This window comes from Sphingobacterium bovisgrunnientis, from assembly GCF_009829085.1.
GTDB classification, from domain to species: Bacteria; Bacteroidota; Bacteroidia; order Sphingobacteriales; family Sphingobacteriaceae; genus Sphingobacterium; species Sphingobacterium bovisgrunnientis.
On record NZ_WUQY01000002.1, the window covers coordinates 124,450 to 140,623 of the forward strand.

Annotated in this window: 14 protein-coding genes; 8 read left to right on the plus strand and 6 right to left on the minus strand. The window is 35.6% G+C overall.

Features of this window, described 5'->3' with window-relative positions; translation table 11 throughout:
• The first annotated feature begins 112 nt into the window (after positions 1-112).
• The 3 genes from GOQ16_RS01850 to trpC all read left to right on the plus strand — a co-directional run bounded on the left by GOQ16_RS01850 (position 113) and on the right by trpC (position 3,044).
• Positions 113-1,516 (plus strand): anthranilate synthase component I family protein, encoded by a 1,404-nt coding sequence (locus tag GOQ16_RS01850; protein ID WP_160067340.1) that lies wholly within the window; start codon positions 113-115, stop codon positions 1,514-1,516.
• Positions 1,517-1,683: 167 nt separating this feature from the next.
• Positions 1,684-2,253 (plus strand): anthranilate synthase component II, encoded by a 570-nt coding sequence (locus GOQ16_RS01855; protein WP_149913622.1) that lies wholly within the window; start codon positions 1,684-1,686, stop codon positions 2,251-2,253.
• Positions 2,254-2,258: 5 nt separating this feature from the next.
• The gene (gene trpC, locus GOQ16_RS01860) at positions 2,259-3,044 is read left to right on the plus strand and encodes an indole-3-glycerol phosphate synthase TrpC (RefSeq protein WP_160067342.1); all 786 of its coding nucleotides are present in this window, start codon (positions 2,259-2,261) and stop codon (positions 3,042-3,044) included.
• A gap of 43 nt (positions 3,045-3,087) precedes the next feature.
• Here the strand turns inward: trpC and GOQ16_RS01865 are convergent, their stop codons facing one another.
• The gene (locus GOQ16_RS01865) at positions 3,088-3,771 is read right to left on the minus strand and encodes a hypothetical protein (protein WP_160067344.1); all 684 of its coding nucleotides are present in this window, start codon (positions 3,769-3,771) and stop codon (positions 3,088-3,090) included.
• Between the two features lie 120 nt (positions 3,772-3,891).
• Here GOQ16_RS01865 and dusB point away from each other — a divergent pair, with 120 nt between their 5' ends.
• A complete protein-coding gene (gene dusB / locus GOQ16_RS01870; protein ID WP_160067346.1) occupies positions 3,892-4,887 on the plus strand; it encodes a tRNA dihydrouridine synthase DusB in 996 nt (331 codons plus the stop codon).
• A gap of 24 nt (positions 4,888-4,911) precedes the next feature.
• On the opposite strand, the gene GOQ16_RS01875 is transcribed toward dusB, so the two are convergent.
• Genes GOQ16_RS01875 through GOQ16_RS01890 form a run of 4 tightly spaced genes read right to left on the minus strand, consistent with a single transcriptional unit; the run spans position 4,912 to position 8,467 of the window.
• Complete coding sequence (locus tag GOQ16_RS01875) at positions 4,912-5,451, minus strand: hypothetical protein (RefSeq protein WP_160067348.1); 540 nt, start codon at positions 5,449-5,451, stop codon at positions 4,912-4,914.
• Between the two features lie 32 nt (positions 5,452-5,483).
• Complete coding sequence (locus GOQ16_RS01880; protein WP_160067350.1) at positions 5,484-6,992, minus strand: oligosaccharide flippase family protein; 1,509 nt, start codon at positions 6,990-6,992, stop codon at positions 5,484-5,486.
• Positions 6,993-7,003: 11 nt separating this feature from the next.
• Positions 7,004-7,282 carry an acylphosphatase gene (locus GOQ16_RS01885; RefSeq protein ID WP_160067352.1) on the minus strand — a complete coding sequence of 93 codons (279 nt, stop codon included), beginning with the start codon at positions 7,280-7,282 and terminating at the stop codon, positions 7,004-7,006.
• A gap of 18 nt (positions 7,283-7,300) precedes the next feature.
• Positions 7,301-8,467, minus strand: coding sequence for an amidohydrolase family protein (locus GOQ16_RS01890; protein WP_160067354.1), 1,167 nt, complete (start codon positions 8,465-8,467; stop codon positions 7,301-7,303).
• A gap of 312 nt (positions 8,468-8,779) precedes the next feature.
• On the opposite strand from GOQ16_RS01890, the gene GOQ16_RS01895 reads away from it, so the two are divergent.
• Positions 8,780-11,257 (plus strand): TonB-dependent receptor, encoded by a 2,478-nt coding sequence (locus tag GOQ16_RS01895; RefSeq protein ID WP_160067357.1) that lies wholly within the window; start codon positions 8,780-8,782, stop codon positions 11,255-11,257.
• Between the two features lie 52 nt (positions 11,258-11,309).
• Here the strand turns inward: GOQ16_RS01895 and GOQ16_RS01900 are convergent, their stop codons facing one another.
• On the minus strand, positions 11,310-12,188 hold the full coding sequence (locus tag GOQ16_RS01900; protein ID WP_160067359.1) for a CPBP family intramembrane glutamic endopeptidase: 879 nt from the start codon (positions 12,186-12,188) through the stop codon (positions 11,310-11,312).
• 167 nt (positions 12,189-12,355) lie between these two features.
• Here GOQ16_RS01900 and dtd point away from each other — a divergent pair, with 167 nt between their 5' ends.
• The 3 genes from dtd to GOQ16_RS01915 all read left to right on the plus strand — a co-directional run bounded on the left by dtd (position 12,356) and on the right by GOQ16_RS01915 (position 16,148).
• A complete protein-coding gene (gene dtd / locus GOQ16_RS01905) occupies positions 12,356-12,814 on the plus strand; it encodes a D-aminoacyl-tRNA deacylase (protein WP_160067361.1) in 459 nt (152 codons plus the stop codon).
• A gap of 6 nt (positions 12,815-12,820) precedes the next feature.
• Positions 12,821-13,147, plus strand: coding sequence for a nucleotide pyrophosphohydrolase (locus GOQ16_RS01910; protein ID WP_160067363.1), 327 nt, complete (start codon positions 12,821-12,823; stop codon positions 13,145-13,147).
• 205 nt (positions 13,148-13,352) lie between these two features.
• On the plus strand, positions 13,353-16,148 hold the full coding sequence (locus tag GOQ16_RS01915; protein WP_160067365.1) for a TonB-dependent receptor: 2,796 nt from the start codon (positions 13,353-13,355) through the stop codon (positions 16,146-16,148).
• Positions 16,149-16,174: the final 26 nt, after the last annotated feature.

The window sequence follows — 16,174 nt, forward strand, 5'->3', positions numbered from 1 at the left end:
TCTATAATGGTATTCAAGATAAAACATTTTTATTAAATCAACCAAAACCATTTAAGCCCGATGTATATACATCGGGCTTTTTTTGTTATTATTGACAACTTATTTGAAAAATATGAGATATTCATTTAAAACTAATTATAAAAGAATACTAGCGGACACGACCACTCCGGTGAGTATATATTTGCGATTAAGAGATACCTTTCCAAACAGTCTCCTGTTGGAAAGTTCCGAATACCACAGCCGCGACAATAACATCAGCTATATATGTTGCCAACAAATCGCTGGAATTATTTTAAATGACCAAGAATTATCCATATCCTACCCAAATCAACCAAAAGAAATTAAACAAGCAAGTCAAATAAATTTACGCGAAGAGGTATCTGCATTTCGCAAATCTTTTGAGGGACTTGAACTTCCAGAGGTAAATGTAATTTCTAATGGTTTATTCGGTTATTTTACATTCGATGCTGTTGAACATTTTGAAGACATCAAGCTGACCGCTGATGCAGATGACGCGCGAAATATACCTTTCATGCAATACCATGTCTACAAATATGTCATTGCTATCGACCACTTTAGAAATCAGCTTTATATTTTCGAAAATCTTTTAGATGGTGAAGAATCTGATTTAGACCGTTTAGAATATTTGATTCAAAATAAAAACTTCCCAGAATATTCGTTTGAAGTCAAAGGAGAAGAATCTTCGAACATGACAGATGAAGAATTCAAAACCTTGGTAAACAAAATGAAAGTACATATCCAACGCGGAGACGTGTTTCAAATTGTTCCTTCAAGAGGTTTTTCAACACCTTTTGCTGGTGATGAATTCAACGTATACCGCGCACTTCGCTCGATCAATCCTTCGCCATATTTATTCTATTTCGATTATGGCGATTTCAAACTATTCGGATCTTCACCTGAAGCACAGATTACCATCAAAAAAGATGTGGCAACTATTTATCCTATTGCTGGTACTTTCAAACGAACTGGGAATCTAGAAGAGGATGAAAAAATTGCGGAATCATTAAAAAATGACCCTAAAGAATCTGCAGAACACGTGATGTTAGTGGATTTGGCGCGCAATGACTTGAGCAGACATTGTCATCATGTGGAAGTGAAATCGTACAAAGAAGCCCAATATTATTCGCATATTATACATTTGGTATCTAAGGTATCAGGCAAATTAAAAGAGAATACCAACCCATTTGACGTTGTCGGTGACACTTATCCTGCTGGAACACTTTCGGGGGCTCCAAAGCATATGGCACTAACTCTGATTGATCGTTACGAAGGTTTGCAACGCTCTTTCTATTCGGGTGCTTTGGGTTATATGGGATTCAATGGAGATTTTAACCATGCCATCATGATTCGATCGTTCCTTAGTAAAAAGAATGTATTGCATTACCAAGCTGGTGCAGGCATTGTATTGGATTCAGATCCAGAGAAAGAATTGCAAGAAGTAAATAACAAAATTGCTGCATTACGCAGAGCTTTAGATTTAGCTCAAAATATATGATACGTCCATTAGATTACTGTACAGATATACAACACTTCAACGATTCGATTGCCACAATAAATAGTCGCATTAACGAATTGGAAGAATTAAAAAAACAATACATCAAAAAATCAGAAACATTCGAAAAAATAGATTCGATTTTAAAAAGTGAGGTAGATTCAAAAAGAATGAAAGCAAAGATATTGGTCATTGATAATTATGACTCATTTACATACAATTTAGTTCACTTATTGCAAGAGTTGAATCAAGATTACGTGGTCGTACGTAATGACAAATTCGAATTAGACTATGTTGAGCAATTTGACAAAATATTGCTGTCTCCAGGGCCAGGTATCCCCGAAGAAGCAGGATTGTTGCTAGATGTAATACGCAAATATGCCCCGACTAAAAGCATCTTGGGTATTTGCTTAGGTCAACAAGCTATAGCTGAGGTTTTCGGCGGAACATTATTTAATTTACCAAAGCCTTTGCACGGTGTAGCTACGCCGATTAATGTAATAGATAATTCGGAAAAATTATTTCAAAATTTCCCAAAAGACTCTAAAATTGGTCGCTATCACTCTTGGGCAGTGGATCCAAATACCCTACCCGATTCACTATATGTCACGGCAGTAGACGAAAATGGAATAATCATGGCATTGACACATAAAGAATATGACGTACGTGGAATGCAATTTCATCCAGAATCTGTCTTGACGGACAACGGTAAGTTACTAATCGCTAATTGGTTAAAATAAGAGCAATGACTATTTTAGATAAAATCGTAGAAAGAAAGAGACAGGAGGTTGCAGAAGCGAAATCCAAAGTTTCTTTAGAGGAATTGATCCAATACCCACTATTCGAGAGAACTTGTTATTCACTGAAAGAATCCGTACTACATCCCGATAGAACTGGAATTATTGCAGAGTATAAACGTGCTTCACCATCGAAAGGGTTGATTAACGGACATTCTACTGTTGAAGAAGTCGTGTTAGGCTATCAAAATGCAGGCACTTCCGCAATATCCGTGTTAACGGATACTGATTTTTTTCAAGGTACTTTAGCTGATTTGACACAAGCTCGTGCTGTACTTACTATCCCCTTGTTACGAAAAGAATTTATAGTTGACAAATACCAAATCGCTGAAGCAAAAGCGTATGGTGCAGATATTATTCTTTTGATAGCAGCTTGCTTAACACCAGAAGAAATAGAAGATTTTTCCAATTACGCTAAATCATTAGGACTTAATATATTATTAGAAGTACACAATGAGGAAGAGCTTGTTCAAAATATTTTTCCAAACATTGATGCGATCGGTGTAAACAACCGCAATCTGAAGGATTTTTCAGTTTCGCTTGAACACTCCTATGATTTGGTTAATAAAATTCCAAATAATTATATCAAAGTATCAGAAAGTGGAATTTCAAATCCTGAGACAATCAAGGATCTAAAAGAAAGAGGGTTTAATAGTTTCCTTATTGGCGAAAACTTTATGAAAACTGACGATCCTGCACAGGCAATAAAAGAGTTTGTAAATCAAATAAAATAGTTAAATTAAGGAGAAGTTTAAATCACTTCTCCTTAAGATTTATTTATTGTGCGTGGATTTCAAAATTAAGTTCCAGTACATTTTGACCTGGAAATGCAGCTTTATAGTCTGCTCTATTCCAATCGGTACGCTCTATCTTTCCTTTTATACCTTCATTCAATTTGCGTAGCACAAAAGTAACTTTGGTAGGCAATTTTTCTTGATTTTCCTTGCCCAAAATAAAATAAGACAACACACCAGTAACTTCATACTTACCTGAAACATCCGTGTTATCACCATATTTTTTCTCGCGTGGTTGAAATAACGCTCCTTGTTCATTCTCAGAATCTGGATTTAGCTTAAAATCTGCCCCTACTAGAAAAGCCTTATACTCATCTGCCGTCAACTTGTCCTTAATAAAATCATTTTGTATCTCTTTCCCTGATTCATCCCAAGACTTCAAATCAATTTTATACGCAACATCCGACTTAATCTTTAATAAATCATCGCCCACAACTTTGCCATTTTTATCAAATGTAAGTACAGAAGGAGAACCTAATTCTCCATTATCTAAACCATGAAAATGATCTCCATGTGCTTGAACTGATTCACCAGTGACTGGTGTAAAAACTAATTCTGACTTTCTCAAATCCAACTCTATAATTGAATCTTCCTTATCAGCACATGCACTTAACAACATAATTACGCTAGCAAGCCCTAGCAATTTGGATGAAATTTTTCTTAACATAATTTTTAATTGATAAAATGAATAAACTTATTGTTGCAACAATGTTGCAAGTATACAAAAAAATAATAATGCAACATAGTTGCTTTTAATATTTTGTAAATTATTCCGTACTTTTGTAGCATGTCAGTAAAAATTGGTGAAAATATTGACCTTGGAGCATTCCCTTTATTGTTAGCTCCGATGGAAGATGTCAGCGATCCTCCGTTCCGGTATGTTTGCAAACAAAATGGAGTGGATTTGATGTATACAGAATTTATCTCTTCGGAGGGATTGATTCGTGATGCAGCTAAATCTGTTCAGAAACTTGATATTTTCGAATACGAAAGACCTATCGGAATTCAAATTTTTGGTGGCGACATCGAAAGTATGCGTAAATCTGCGGAGATCTGTACCAAAGCAAACCCCAATTTGATCGACATCAACTACGGTTGTCCTGTGAAGAAGGTGGTATGCAAGGGTGCCGGATCCTCTTTATTACAAGACATCGATAAAATGGTCGCTATGACTAAAGCTGTTGTCGAGGCTACGCACCTACCTGTAACTGTTAAAACTCGTTTGGGCTGGGATGACAATACAAAAAACGTATACGAAGTGGCTGAACGTCTGCAAGATGTTGGTATAAAGGCACTAGCAATTCATGGGCGTACGAGAGCACAACTTTATAAAGGCGAAGCGGATTGGACGATGATACGTGATGTAAAGAAAAATCCGCGAATTAAAATCCCAATTTTTGGAAATGGCGATGTGGATTCTGTGGAGAAAGCTGCAGCCTGGCGTAAAGAATTTGAAGTAGATGGCATAATGATTGGTCGCGCTGCTATTGGTTATCCTTGGATTTTCAGAGAGATAAAGCATTTCTTCGAAACAGGCGAACGCTTAGATGGGCCAACAATTGCGGAACGTGTGGAAGTTTGTAAAACACACTTAACGAAATCCATTGAGTGGAAAGGTGATAAATTAGGGATATTTGAAATGCGCAGACATTATTCCAATTATTTCAAAGGCATACCTAATTTTAAAGAGCAACGTATGAAATTAGTAAGTCTTTCTTCAGAAAAAGAAATACTCGAAGTATTAGAAGATATAAAATATAATTTTTCAGAATTAGCCGTTTAAGATTAAACGGCTAATTTTATTTTGTTAAAAGGCAAATCCAACACCTAACATTCCTTTGCCCGTCACTTCACTACCAGGTCCGCGGTCGCCTATAAACTTACGTGCAATTCCTATGTTCAATTCAAAAACAAATTTTTTCTTTGCAACCCACTTTGCACCTAAACCAAAGCCTAAGCCACCCGTAGTATATACCGCACTATTACCCCTATTATTTTCATCTGTCCAAAAAACATTATCGTACTCTCTACTTACAGTTATCGGAGCAAAACCTTCAATAAAGAAACCAGAAGCATACTTACTACCAAAATAAGCTCTGTAAAATGGTGATATTTGTGTAAATTCTTCCAGATCATCACCAAACCCAAATATAGCATTCGCTCCTATACCCGAATCTTCAGAAATAATTCGCTCGTAAGAAGCATTTAATGCCAAACCACCTATAAGCCAAAAAGGATCAATTAAAATGTCATTTTTTCTAAAATGAGGTAATTGTTCTGTTGATTCCTGCGCGAATACAGAACTAAAAGATGATAAAATCATCACAAAGAGTAAAAGTCTTTTCATAAACAGTTAAATAATTTAAATCTAATATATAACTATTTTTTAAGCTTGACCGCTACAGATTTAATAAAATTTCTTTCTAAGTAAAAAACCAAACCTATAACTACAATCAATAACGCATTACTTAACAATAGATTGTTATTAAAGACATAGTACATAAGGGCGGTTGAAATGATCGCTAAAATAAGATAAAAGAAAGACTTCAACACATTATAAGGGATTTGATAGTTTTTCTGACCAAGGCAATATGACATCGTCACCATCACAAAATATGTTAGCGTAGTAGAAAGTGCTGCGCCCAAATACGAATATGTCGGTATAAGTACAACATTTAAAATCACCGTAATAATTGCTCCGACAACAGATATATAAAGTCCATAGCGTGTCTGATCAGATAATCTATACCATATCGAAAGATTCATATAAATACCCAGCAAAACATTATTGAAAAGTAAAATAGGCACAATGTACAACCCTGTCCAATACACTTCTGCTGTTAACTCTCCTCCACGGATAAAATTCTTTAGCCAAGATATATTTGCACAAAGACCAATCATGACCAAGACCATCGCAATGATGAAATACTCCATAATCTTAGCATAAACCTGTTTCGCATTTTGATTTTTGGCATAAGAGAAGAAAAATGGTTCTGCACCTAAACGAAAAGCTGTCACAAAAAGGTTCAGAAAGATAGCAAGCTTAGCTACTGCACCATAAATTCCCAAGTCTCGCTCCCCATCTGCTGTAGGAACCAATTTCGGGAACATCATTTTATCCAAGTGCTCATTAATGATGAAGGAAATATTCGCTATTAAAATTGGAAAACTGTAATTAAGCATGCTCCTCAACAAAGCCATATCAATTTTAAAAGAGAATTTTAAAATCTGAGGGATAAGCATTACCAAAGTCACCAAACTTGCAATCAGATTAGATATAAAAACATTGCCTAACCAACCGTTTCTAAACCATCCCGAAGAGATATTTTGCCAAAATGTATATTCCTTAACTAAACTTGGCAGCCAAAAAAGCAAAAACAGATTACAAAATACAAGGACAAGAATATTTATAATTTTAATCGTGCTGTACCGAATTGGACGCCCCTCAGCTCTCAAACGAGCAAATGGCACTACAGCTAATGCATCTGCTGCCAATATAACAGCAAAAAACTTTACAAATACAATGTATTCTTCAAGATCTAGCTCTACTGACTTAATAAAGGTAGCAATAGGTTGAGCAAAGATAAACATACTACCGACAAAAACCACAGTAGCAAATAAAGTAACAACAAAACTAGTGTTGAAGACTTTTTCCTTGTCTTCCTTCTCTACACGTTGCAAATACCTAAAATAGGTAGTCTCCATACCAAATGCCAACACGGCATTGATCATCGCTGCATAAGCATACAGATTGGTAAAAATTCCGTAGAGTGAGGTCTCCAGACTACGGGTAAAAAATGGTGTCAAAAGAAAATTTAAGACACGGGATATAATGGTTGTCAGTCCGTAAATTACGGTATCGCTAAGTAATTTTTTAATAGCAGACACAGGCGAGATAATTAAATACGTTTAAGTACTTCGAAATTCTTGAAACCCTTTAGCTCAACGATCTCCTCTACCTCCACAGACTCTATTACAGCATCATCAGGGCCTTCATGACAGAATTCAACCAAAGCATCCAAAGCAAAATTATCCCCTTCGGCCTCTATATATACAGACCCGTCTTTCAAATTCACGACAAAGCCTTTAGCACCCAATTGGTCTGCTACAGCCTTTGTCGTTGCTCTAAAATATACGCCTTGAACTTTACCTTTTACTTTGATATTTATGTGTTTCATCAAAGCAAAAGTAAGCAATTAAATAATTCTTTCTAAGGTTACCTCATCGGTCATCTTTAGATTAGTCATATTTTTTAATAAGACTAAGCCAGGCTTTTTACCTACTTCCAGTGAGCCTACCTCTTTTTCAAGACCTAATGCTTTAGCTCCATTAATAGTTGCCCATTTTATGGTTTCTAAGAAGTTTAAATCTCGAGTAGCATTATGCAGTGTTTTCAACTCATCCAAAATACTTAAAGTATCGTTGGAAGCCAAGCTATCTGTACCTAATGCAATATCGAATTTATGATTATTAAATAATTGAGCTTTAGGCAAAGTATCCTCAATGTAAAGATTCGCTTTTGGACATAAACATAAAGTCACTTTGCGTCCCATACGTGTAATAAAATCCAAATCTTTAATCGAAGTATACGTATTATGAACTAATATAGTACGATTTGCTGTAGGTAAATAATTTAAATATGACTGGATTGAATTACGAGCTTGAGCTTTGAACTCTTCCAAATCCAAACCTAATCTCTCATAGAACTTTAAAAATTCTCCTGTCTTATATCTAAACAATTTATTTTCCTCTTCACTTTCTTGATTGTGAATAGAAATTATATTGTCCTCAGTGATGGATTTTTTAAAAGCCTTAAATAATGACTTGGAACAAGAATAAGGTGCGTGTGGAGTGATAGATGAATGCATAGAATTAAAGTAGAACTCAATGTCCCTTGCTTCATCAATTTTAGCATTTACTTCCTCTTCCCTTAGACCTATGATTTCTACAAATGTGTGGTATATAATATTGCTATTATGTTTGATATCTGCAGATAACGAGGTATTTGCATGGTCACCAACAGCCTGAATACCATTATTAAACATCAAATCATCCGCATTTTTCATAGCCTTATTTATCTTCGTGACATCGTTGCCACGAGATTCCATGACCTTCCCTATAAACTCTACAAGACCAATTTTTTCAGGAATTACTTTAACCAAATGAGACAACTCCAAATGACAATGCGTGTTTATAAATCCTGGAATTAAAACTCCAGACAATGATTTCACATCAGCTTTAATAGATGAATCTAACTCCTTATAGATACCTATTATTTTCCCATCCTCTATAGCTACTATACCATTTTTTATAGGATCTGACGTTACAGGAATAACATAATCAGCCGTAAAGTATTGTATCATGTACTTTGTGTGTGTGTTGTGTGATTTTTAAAAAATAGACTGAATCTAATTTTTGAGAAAGATACAATTTTTTAGTAAAAATTATATCATTTTTTTATTTATACGATAAAAAAAGCTAATTTCGCTATTATCAAATAGGGGTGCCTTGTTTCAAACACAAAGACAGGCTGAGAATATACCCGGTTTAATTTTTAGGAAAGAAATTAAACACACCTGATCTGGATAATGCCAGCGTAGGGAATGGGCGGTTAAATAGAGGTTACTGTAACCCCTTGCAGTAATTGGGTTTAACTCAAAAAATATTTTTTACTTATGTTTAAGCATTTTATTGCTTCTTGGACATTTGTCCTACTTGCGACTGTATGTTTCGCACAACAAAACATTACTGTGATGGTAGTAGATGAGAAATCTTCGCCACTTGCAAATGCAACCGTGACGGTTGGTAATACCGTAAATCAAACTGACGAGAGTGGAACGGCAAGCTTTAGTTTAGGAAATTCAAAATCAGTATCCCTTCGTGTAAAACATCTCGGCTACAAGGAATATTCTGGGAGTGCAACTACTGCACAAACAAATTATACGATCCAATTAGAACTTTCCCAAATACAATCGGATGCTGTATTTGTATATGCTACACGTGCAAAGGAAAATTCTGCCACCACATTTAAAAATTTAAATAAGGAAGAACTCAAAAAAAACAACCTCGGTCAAGACATTCCTTATTTATTGGATCAAACTCCTGGTGTAATTATTGGTTCGGATGCTGGAGCAGGAATTGGCTATACAAACATGACTATTCGCGGTTCAGATAATCAACGTATCAATGTGACATTAAATGGAATTCCCCTAAATGATGCAGAGAGTATGGGCTCATTTTTTGTTAACCTTCCTGATTTTGCATCGAGTACCGAAAGTATACAAATTCAACGTGGAATCGGAACTTCAACAAACGGCGCTGGAGCCTTCGGAGCTTCACTAAATATTCAGACTGACGCTCTGGAAACTAAACCTTATGCGGAATTAAATAATAGTTTCGGATCATTCAATTCTTGGAAAAACACGATTAAAGCAGGAACAGGATTGATCAACAATAAATTTTCGTTCAATACAAGATTATCACGAATCAGCTCAAATGGATATATCGAAAGAGCAACATCAGACTTGAAATCTTTTTATATTGACGGGGGCTTGTATACAGACAAGCATATCTTGAAAGCAACTGTTTTCACAGGAAAAGAGAAAACATATCAAGCTTGGTATGGCACACCTGAACCTATTCTAAAAGGAACGGGTAAAGATGAATTAGAAAGGTATGCTTATAATGCATTAGAAATCTATGGAGGACCTGAATTGGATAGGCTAATGAATGCAGATAGACGATATAATTATTACACCTATGACGATCAAACCGATAATTATACACAAACGCATTCGCATTTACATTACACCTACTTAGCAAACGAGAAGTGGAATCTAAATACAGCATTGCACTATACCAGAGGCAAAGGCTATTTTGAAGAATTTAAAGCAGATGACAAATTATATAAATACAATATTCCGAATGTAATACAAAATGGCGAAGAGATCAAAAGTTCGGATGTAGTACGCAGAAGATGGTTGGACAATCACTTCTATGGTACAACATTTTCGCTAAATTTTAAACCTTCTTCGTTTTGGAATTATACATTAGGCGGAGCATTCAATCAGTACACAGGAGATCACTATGGCGAAGCAATTGATGTTGCTATTTTCCCGAATAAATCCTTCGATGACAAGTACTATCTGAATGATGCTACTAAAAAGGATTTCAATATATATCTAAAGACGGATTACAAAAATGACAAATGGTTATTCAACTTGGATTTGCAATACCGTCATATCAATTATTCAGGACAGGGTTCTGACGACGAATTCCTCGATGATGGGAGTCGAAGAATCCTCAATTTCAAAGACAATTTGAAATTCTTTAATCCCAAATTTGGAGCGACCTACTTTATTAATCCCAGCTCAAATGTGTACGCTTCATACGCCTATGCGAGCAAAGAGCCTGTTCGAAAAGATTATGTAGAAAATCCATTAAACCAATTTCCAAAGCCTGAAAAAATGCAGGATATAGAAGCAGGTTATCGTTTCAAAACTTCAAACATAAATTTAGGAACAAATGTATATGCCATGCTCTACAAAGATCAGTTGATCAATACGGGTGCTATCAATAATGTGGGCTCGCCTATCCGTCAAAATGTTCCTGACAGCTATCGGATAGGTGTAGAATTAGATGCAAGTTGGGCTATTCACCCAAAATTCATCTGGTCTGCAACGGCAGCATTGAGTGAAAATAAAATCAAGAACTTCGTGGAGAATGTATCCATATTGGATGATAACTGGGAAAAAGTTGGTGTGGAAATCAATGAATACAAGAGGACTACAATCGCCAACGCAGCAAGTACTATCCTATCCAATAATTTCACCTATTTACCAGCGGAAAAATGGTCAATATCACTTGTAAGCAAGTACGTTTCCAGAGTTTATCTTGACAACACCACGGCTAAAGAACGTTCTATTGATCCATTCACCTACACAAATCTAAAATCCCAATATTCTTTTTCAGCTTTTGGGCTTAAGAATATAGATGTGCTAGCTTCGGTAAACAACATCTTCAATGCGAAGTATGTAACATCGGGATACACTTGGGGACAGATTTTTGAGTCACAAGGCACACGCGATTATTACAATTTCTATTACCCTCAGGCCACAACTAATTTTATGTTCGGCTTGAATTTAAGATTCTAATATTTTCCCTAACTATTTGAATTAAGCGGCAGTCAATTTGATTGCCGCTTTTTTAATTTATCTTTTTATAGGTTTTCAGACAAATAATATCGTATTCTTCTTTTACCAAGTCAATAAATTCAGCTTTATCAATTCCCTCTTGAGAATCAAAATCAATTTTCAAAAAATTACTCTCCGTATAATACTTATCTTTACCGTACAAAGTATCCAATACGGCTTGTAATTGATATTGCTGAGCATCCAATTGTTTCAACTTACCTTCTAAACTATCAATATTTATTGATTTTTTAACATCGGATTCAAAGAAAGGTTTCTCTTCTATAGTTAATGAATAATTATCTGTCTTTTGGATATAAGGCTTAGAAACTAAATTTTCAGCTAAAGTTAAAACTATTACAAAAATAAAGTTCCAACTAAAATGAAACAGACAGCCCCACCAAAAATTAAGTCTAACACGTAAATACGAAGTTACGAATCCACCAAATAATTGTGAAATAACTAATAAGGGTGCAAAAACATAAAACCAGAAATCGTTATTCGCATAATTACTCACGTGTACTAACCCAAAACTAATGGAAAGACCATATATCAAATATGGAAAAATACGATCCCAAAAGCGGCGACTCATAGTAGCTTCTACTAATCCAGAATATCGCAGAACAAGTCTGAAGAAAAGTTCTTCAATAAAAGGAATAATAAAAACTAGAAATACAATACTTTTGGCTAAAGTGAAATTCTGCAAATAATCAGCCTGTCGCAGCGGAATTAACCAATTCACAAAATAATAAATTGGATATACAATTATAAATAGCACTCCAATATTTAGGAGCAATAGTATAGCAAAAAGTTTCCATTTCTCAGACCTCGAAATATCAAATTGAAAGTCCTTTGGTCTTTTTAAAAAAGAAATAAATTCATTTATATAATTCATAAATAAAATAACTGGATAATTAATTTATTTTCCAAATATATCAATTGGATTGAAGGCTGAGTAATATATACTAGAATATTTTAGGCGGGTTAGCTAAGTCTTGAGTTTTTTCACTACTACATCAACATCGCAAAAATTAATTTGAGTATTTTTTCTACTTTTAAGCCATGCGAGCAGTTATACAACGTGTCACACATGCTTCATGTACCGTAGATGATATAATCACAGGTAAAATAGAGGCTGGTTTATTAGTATTATTGGGAGTTGAAGAAGGCGACACCAAAGAAGATATGGAATGGTTGGCAAATAAAATAGTCAATCTACGCATCTTCTCCGACGAAAAAGGTTTAATGAATAAATCGATTCAAGATATTGACGGAAATATTTTGTTGATTTCACAGTTTACCTTATTTGCACAAACAAAAAAAGGCAATAGACCTTCTTTTATTCGTGCAGGTAAACCCGATAAAGCGAAACCCATGTACGAAGATATGAGCAAGTTGCTAAGTTCACTTTTAAACAAAGAAGTCCAATTGGGTATATTTGGTGCAGATATGAAAATCGATTTGCGCAATGATGGACCTGTGACGATAATTATGAACACAAAGGATAAAGATAATTTTTAAGCTATTATGACCATACAAGAAGCACAAGAAATCGTGGAAAAATGGATAACGACAACAGGTGTACGTTATTTCAACGAGTTGACTAATACCGCGATGCTGATGGAAGAAGTTGGTGAAGTGGCACGCATCATGGCGCGTCAATATGGCGAGCAGTCCTTTAAAAATTCAGATAAGGAAGTGAATCTAGCGGATGAAATGGCTGATGTTTTATTTGTATTAATTTGTCTAGCTAATCAAACAGGCGTAAACTTGACGGAAGCTTTGCAGAAGAATTTGGATAAGAAAACAAACCGTGATAGCGATAGGCATAAAAATAATGAGAAATTGAAGTAGCATAGTTGAATTATTCCATATCCCTTTATAACACACTTCTTATACTATCTAAAGTTTTTAAATTAAAAATTTAGATAAAATATATCCTTTCGAAATCTAGAACAAACGAATATTTTCGAAAAGAAAAATAATTTCAAAATAATTTAATCTACTTAATAGATAGATTTTATATATTTGCAGCGTTAACTATTTAAAATTGTGAGATATGAAGCAGATATACAAAACTTACACCCTCAAAATCAACACCCTCTTATTGTTCACTTTACTAACCGTAAATGTTTTCGCACAAACTCAAAAACTAACTGGACTAGTACAATCAAATAACGAGAACATATTAGGTGCTACCGTACGCACTAATGATGGAATTTCACAATCCACAGATACGCAAGGCGCATATACAATTGATATTACAGCAAATACAAAATCAATTACTGTATCTTATGTTGGTTATAAATCTGTAACTAAAAATATTACAGAAGCAATCAATAATGTGCTAAACTTTGATCTAGATGCGACTTCATTGGATGAAGTAGTTGTAGTCGGTAGTCGAGCTGTTCCGCGTTCCAATTTGGAAACTCCAGCTCCTGTAGATGTTATTGACATCAAAAACTTAACTAAGGATGTGGCACAAGTTTCTCTGAATCAATTACTAAACTATGTTGCGCCATCATTTAACTCCAATACACAAGTTATTTCGGATGGAACGGATCATATAGACCCAGCGTCGTTGCGAGGTTTGGGCCCAGATCAAGTATTGGTATTAATCAACGGAAAGCGTCGTCATACGACTTCTGTAGTAAATATCAACGGAACATTTGGTAAAGGTTCTGTAGGTACTGATTTGAATGCTATTCCTACCGCAGCGATAAAACGTATAGAAATACTTCGCGATGGTGCTGCCGCACAATATGGCTCGGACGCTATTGCTGGTGTAATCAATATTATCTTAGAAGATAATGTACAAGAATTGCGTGCTTCAGCTACGTATGGTGGATTTGCCTCTGAAAATGCGGAAAACAAATTCGATGGACAGTCAGTACAGGCTAACCTAAATTTTGGTTTACCATTAGGTGACCGAGGCGGATATATTAACTTCTCTGGTTCTTATGATTTCCGCGAACCAACAAACAGACAAAAAGAATTCACGGGAGTTATATTTAATGACTATAACAATCCAACAGATTATCCTTCACCTACTGGCGCAAATATAACAGATGCTGAATTAGCAAAAAGAGGATTGACAAGAGCTGACTTTGTATCGCGTATAGGACAGGCGCAGACGCGAGGAGGTGCATTGTTCTTCAATTCGGCTATTCCTCTCCGTGAAAATGCAGAATTCTACGCTTTTGGTGGTTTGAACTACCGCAATGGCGAATCTGCAGCTTTCAGAAGACAACCAGCACAGCTTACACAGAATATTAGTGAAATTTATCCTTTAGGTTTTCTTCCATTAATTGTTACAGACAATTACGACCAATCATTTGCGACAGGCATCAAAGGTAAAATAGGAAATTGGAATGCGGATTTCTCCAATTCGTTCGGTCGAAATGCCATTGATTTTAAAACTGAAAACTCACTAAACGCCTCATTGCTAAAAGCCTCTCCGACATCCTTCGATGATGGCGGCTACCGTTTTGCACAAAATACGACCAATTTTGATGTTAATAGATTTTTTGAACAAACATTAGCTGGAATTAACGTTGCATTTGGTTTAGAACATCGCTACGAAAATTATAAAATTGTGGCAGGTGAAGAAGCTTCGTATGCGGACTATGGTAAAGCAATTCGAGTAGGCACGGACGGAGCAGGTAATCCAATATTGATTCCAAATTTCCAGGGCAATGTGCAGACTAGATTTGCAGCTAATGGCTCAGCATACGCTTCAGGAGCACAAGCTTTTGGCGGTTTCAGACCTGACAATGCCATTAACGAATCACGCTCTTCTATAGCTGCATATGGAGATGTGGAAGTGAACTTCACTCCTAGTTTCTTATTGACAGGTGCATTGCGCTTCGAAAATTACTCTGATTTTGGGTCTACTTTAAATTGGAAAATTAGTACACGCTACAAAATAGACGAACGATTCAATTTTAGAGCAGCAGCAAGTAGTGGTTTTAGAGCACCTTCTCTACACCAACGTTATTTTAATGCGACTTCAAGTTTATTCGTAGACGGACAAATTATTAATTCTGGAACTTTCACAAACGATAGCCGTCCAGCACAATTGTTAGGTATTCCGTCACTGAAACAAGAAACTTCGCATTCGTACAGCGCTGGATTGACTGGAAATTTTGGAAAACTAAAAGCTACAATTGATGGATATTACATTCGTATAAATGACCGTATCGTCTATACTGGAAACTTTACTGGTTCAAATGCAGCTGGAGCAAGCGAACAAGACAAAGAAATTTACAGCTTACTACAAACCGCGAACGCTTCTTCTGCCCGTTTCTTTGCAAACGCAATTGACACCGAAACAAAGGGTTTGGATGTAGTCTTAACGTACAACGAAAACATTGGAAAAGGAACTTTGCGAACGGATTTATCTGGAACATTTGTGAAAACAAATATCTTGGGTGAAGTGAAATCTTCGGAGAAATTAGCTGGCAAAGAAAACATCTATTTTGATCAGGCTTCTCGCATTTATTTAGAATCTGCTGTCCCTCGTCAAAAGATCAATCTTTCATTCAATTACACACTTGATAAATTCAATGTGTTTCTACGTAATGTGTACTTCGGTGAAGTGGAAGGCGCAACGAATGTCGATGCAGATAGACAAACTTTCGGTGGTAAAGTTGTAACTGATTTAAGTTTGGGCTACCAATTAACCAAGAATTTGAAATGGACTGTCGGAGCAAACAATTTGTTTGATGTATACCCAGATAAAGTACGCGACGGAAGCTCCTTACAAGGGGCAGGATACTTTTTGTATTCCAGAACAGGACAACAGTTTGGTTTCAACGGTCGATTTGCATTTACCCGATTAGCATTAACATTATAAAATATGGATGGAGCGTGATACGCTCC

Excerpts from the sequence above, each read along its gene's own strand:
- dtd (WP_160067361.1), top strand. The coding sequence starts at position 12,356 with ATGCGAGCAGTTATACAACGTGTCACACATGCTTCATGTACCGTAGAT.
- dusB (WP_160067346.1), top strand. The coding sequence starts at position 3,892 with ATGTCAGTAAAAATTGGTGAAAATATTGACCTTGGAGCATTCCCTTTA.
- GOQ16_RS01915 (WP_160067365.1), top strand. The coding sequence starts at position 13,353 with ATGAAGCAGATATACAAAACTTACACCCTCAAAATCAACACCCTCTTA.
- GOQ16_RS01865 (WP_160067344.1), bottom strand. The coding sequence starts at position 3,771 with ATGTTAAGAAAAATTTCATCCAAATTGCTAGGGCTTGCTAGCGTAATT.
- GOQ16_RS01895 (WP_160067357.1), top strand. The coding sequence starts at position 8,780 with ATGTTTAAGCATTTTATTGCTTCTTGGACATTTGTCCTACTTGCGACT.
- GOQ16_RS01855 (WP_149913622.1), top strand. The coding sequence starts at position 1,684 with ATGAAAGCAAAGATATTGGTCATTGATAATTATGACTCATTTACATAC.
- GOQ16_RS01850 (WP_160067340.1), top strand. The coding sequence starts at position 113 with ATGAGATATTCATTTAAAACTAATTATAAAAGAATACTAGCGGACACG.
- GOQ16_RS01885 (WP_160067352.1), bottom strand. The coding sequence starts at position 7,282 with ATGAAACACATAAATATCAAAGTAAAAGGTAAAGTTCAAGGCGTATAT.
- GOQ16_RS01890 (WP_160067354.1), bottom strand. The coding sequence starts at position 8,467 with ATGATACAATACTTTACGGCTGATTATGTTATTCCTGTAACGTCAGAT.
- GOQ16_RS01910 (WP_160067363.1), top strand. The coding sequence starts at position 12,821 with ATGACCATACAAGAAGCACAAGAAATCGTGGAAAAATGGATAACGACA.
- trpC (WP_160067342.1), top strand. The coding sequence starts at position 2,259 with ATGACTATTTTAGATAAAATCGTAGAAAGAAAGAGACAGGAGGTTGCA.
- GOQ16_RS01875 (WP_160067348.1), bottom strand. The coding sequence starts at position 5,451 with ATGAAAAGACTTTTACTCTTTGTGATGATTTTATCATCTTTTAGTTCT.
- GOQ16_RS01900 (WP_160067359.1), bottom strand. The coding sequence starts at position 12,188 with ATGAATTATATAAATGAATTTATTTCTTTTTTAAAAAGACCAAAGGAC.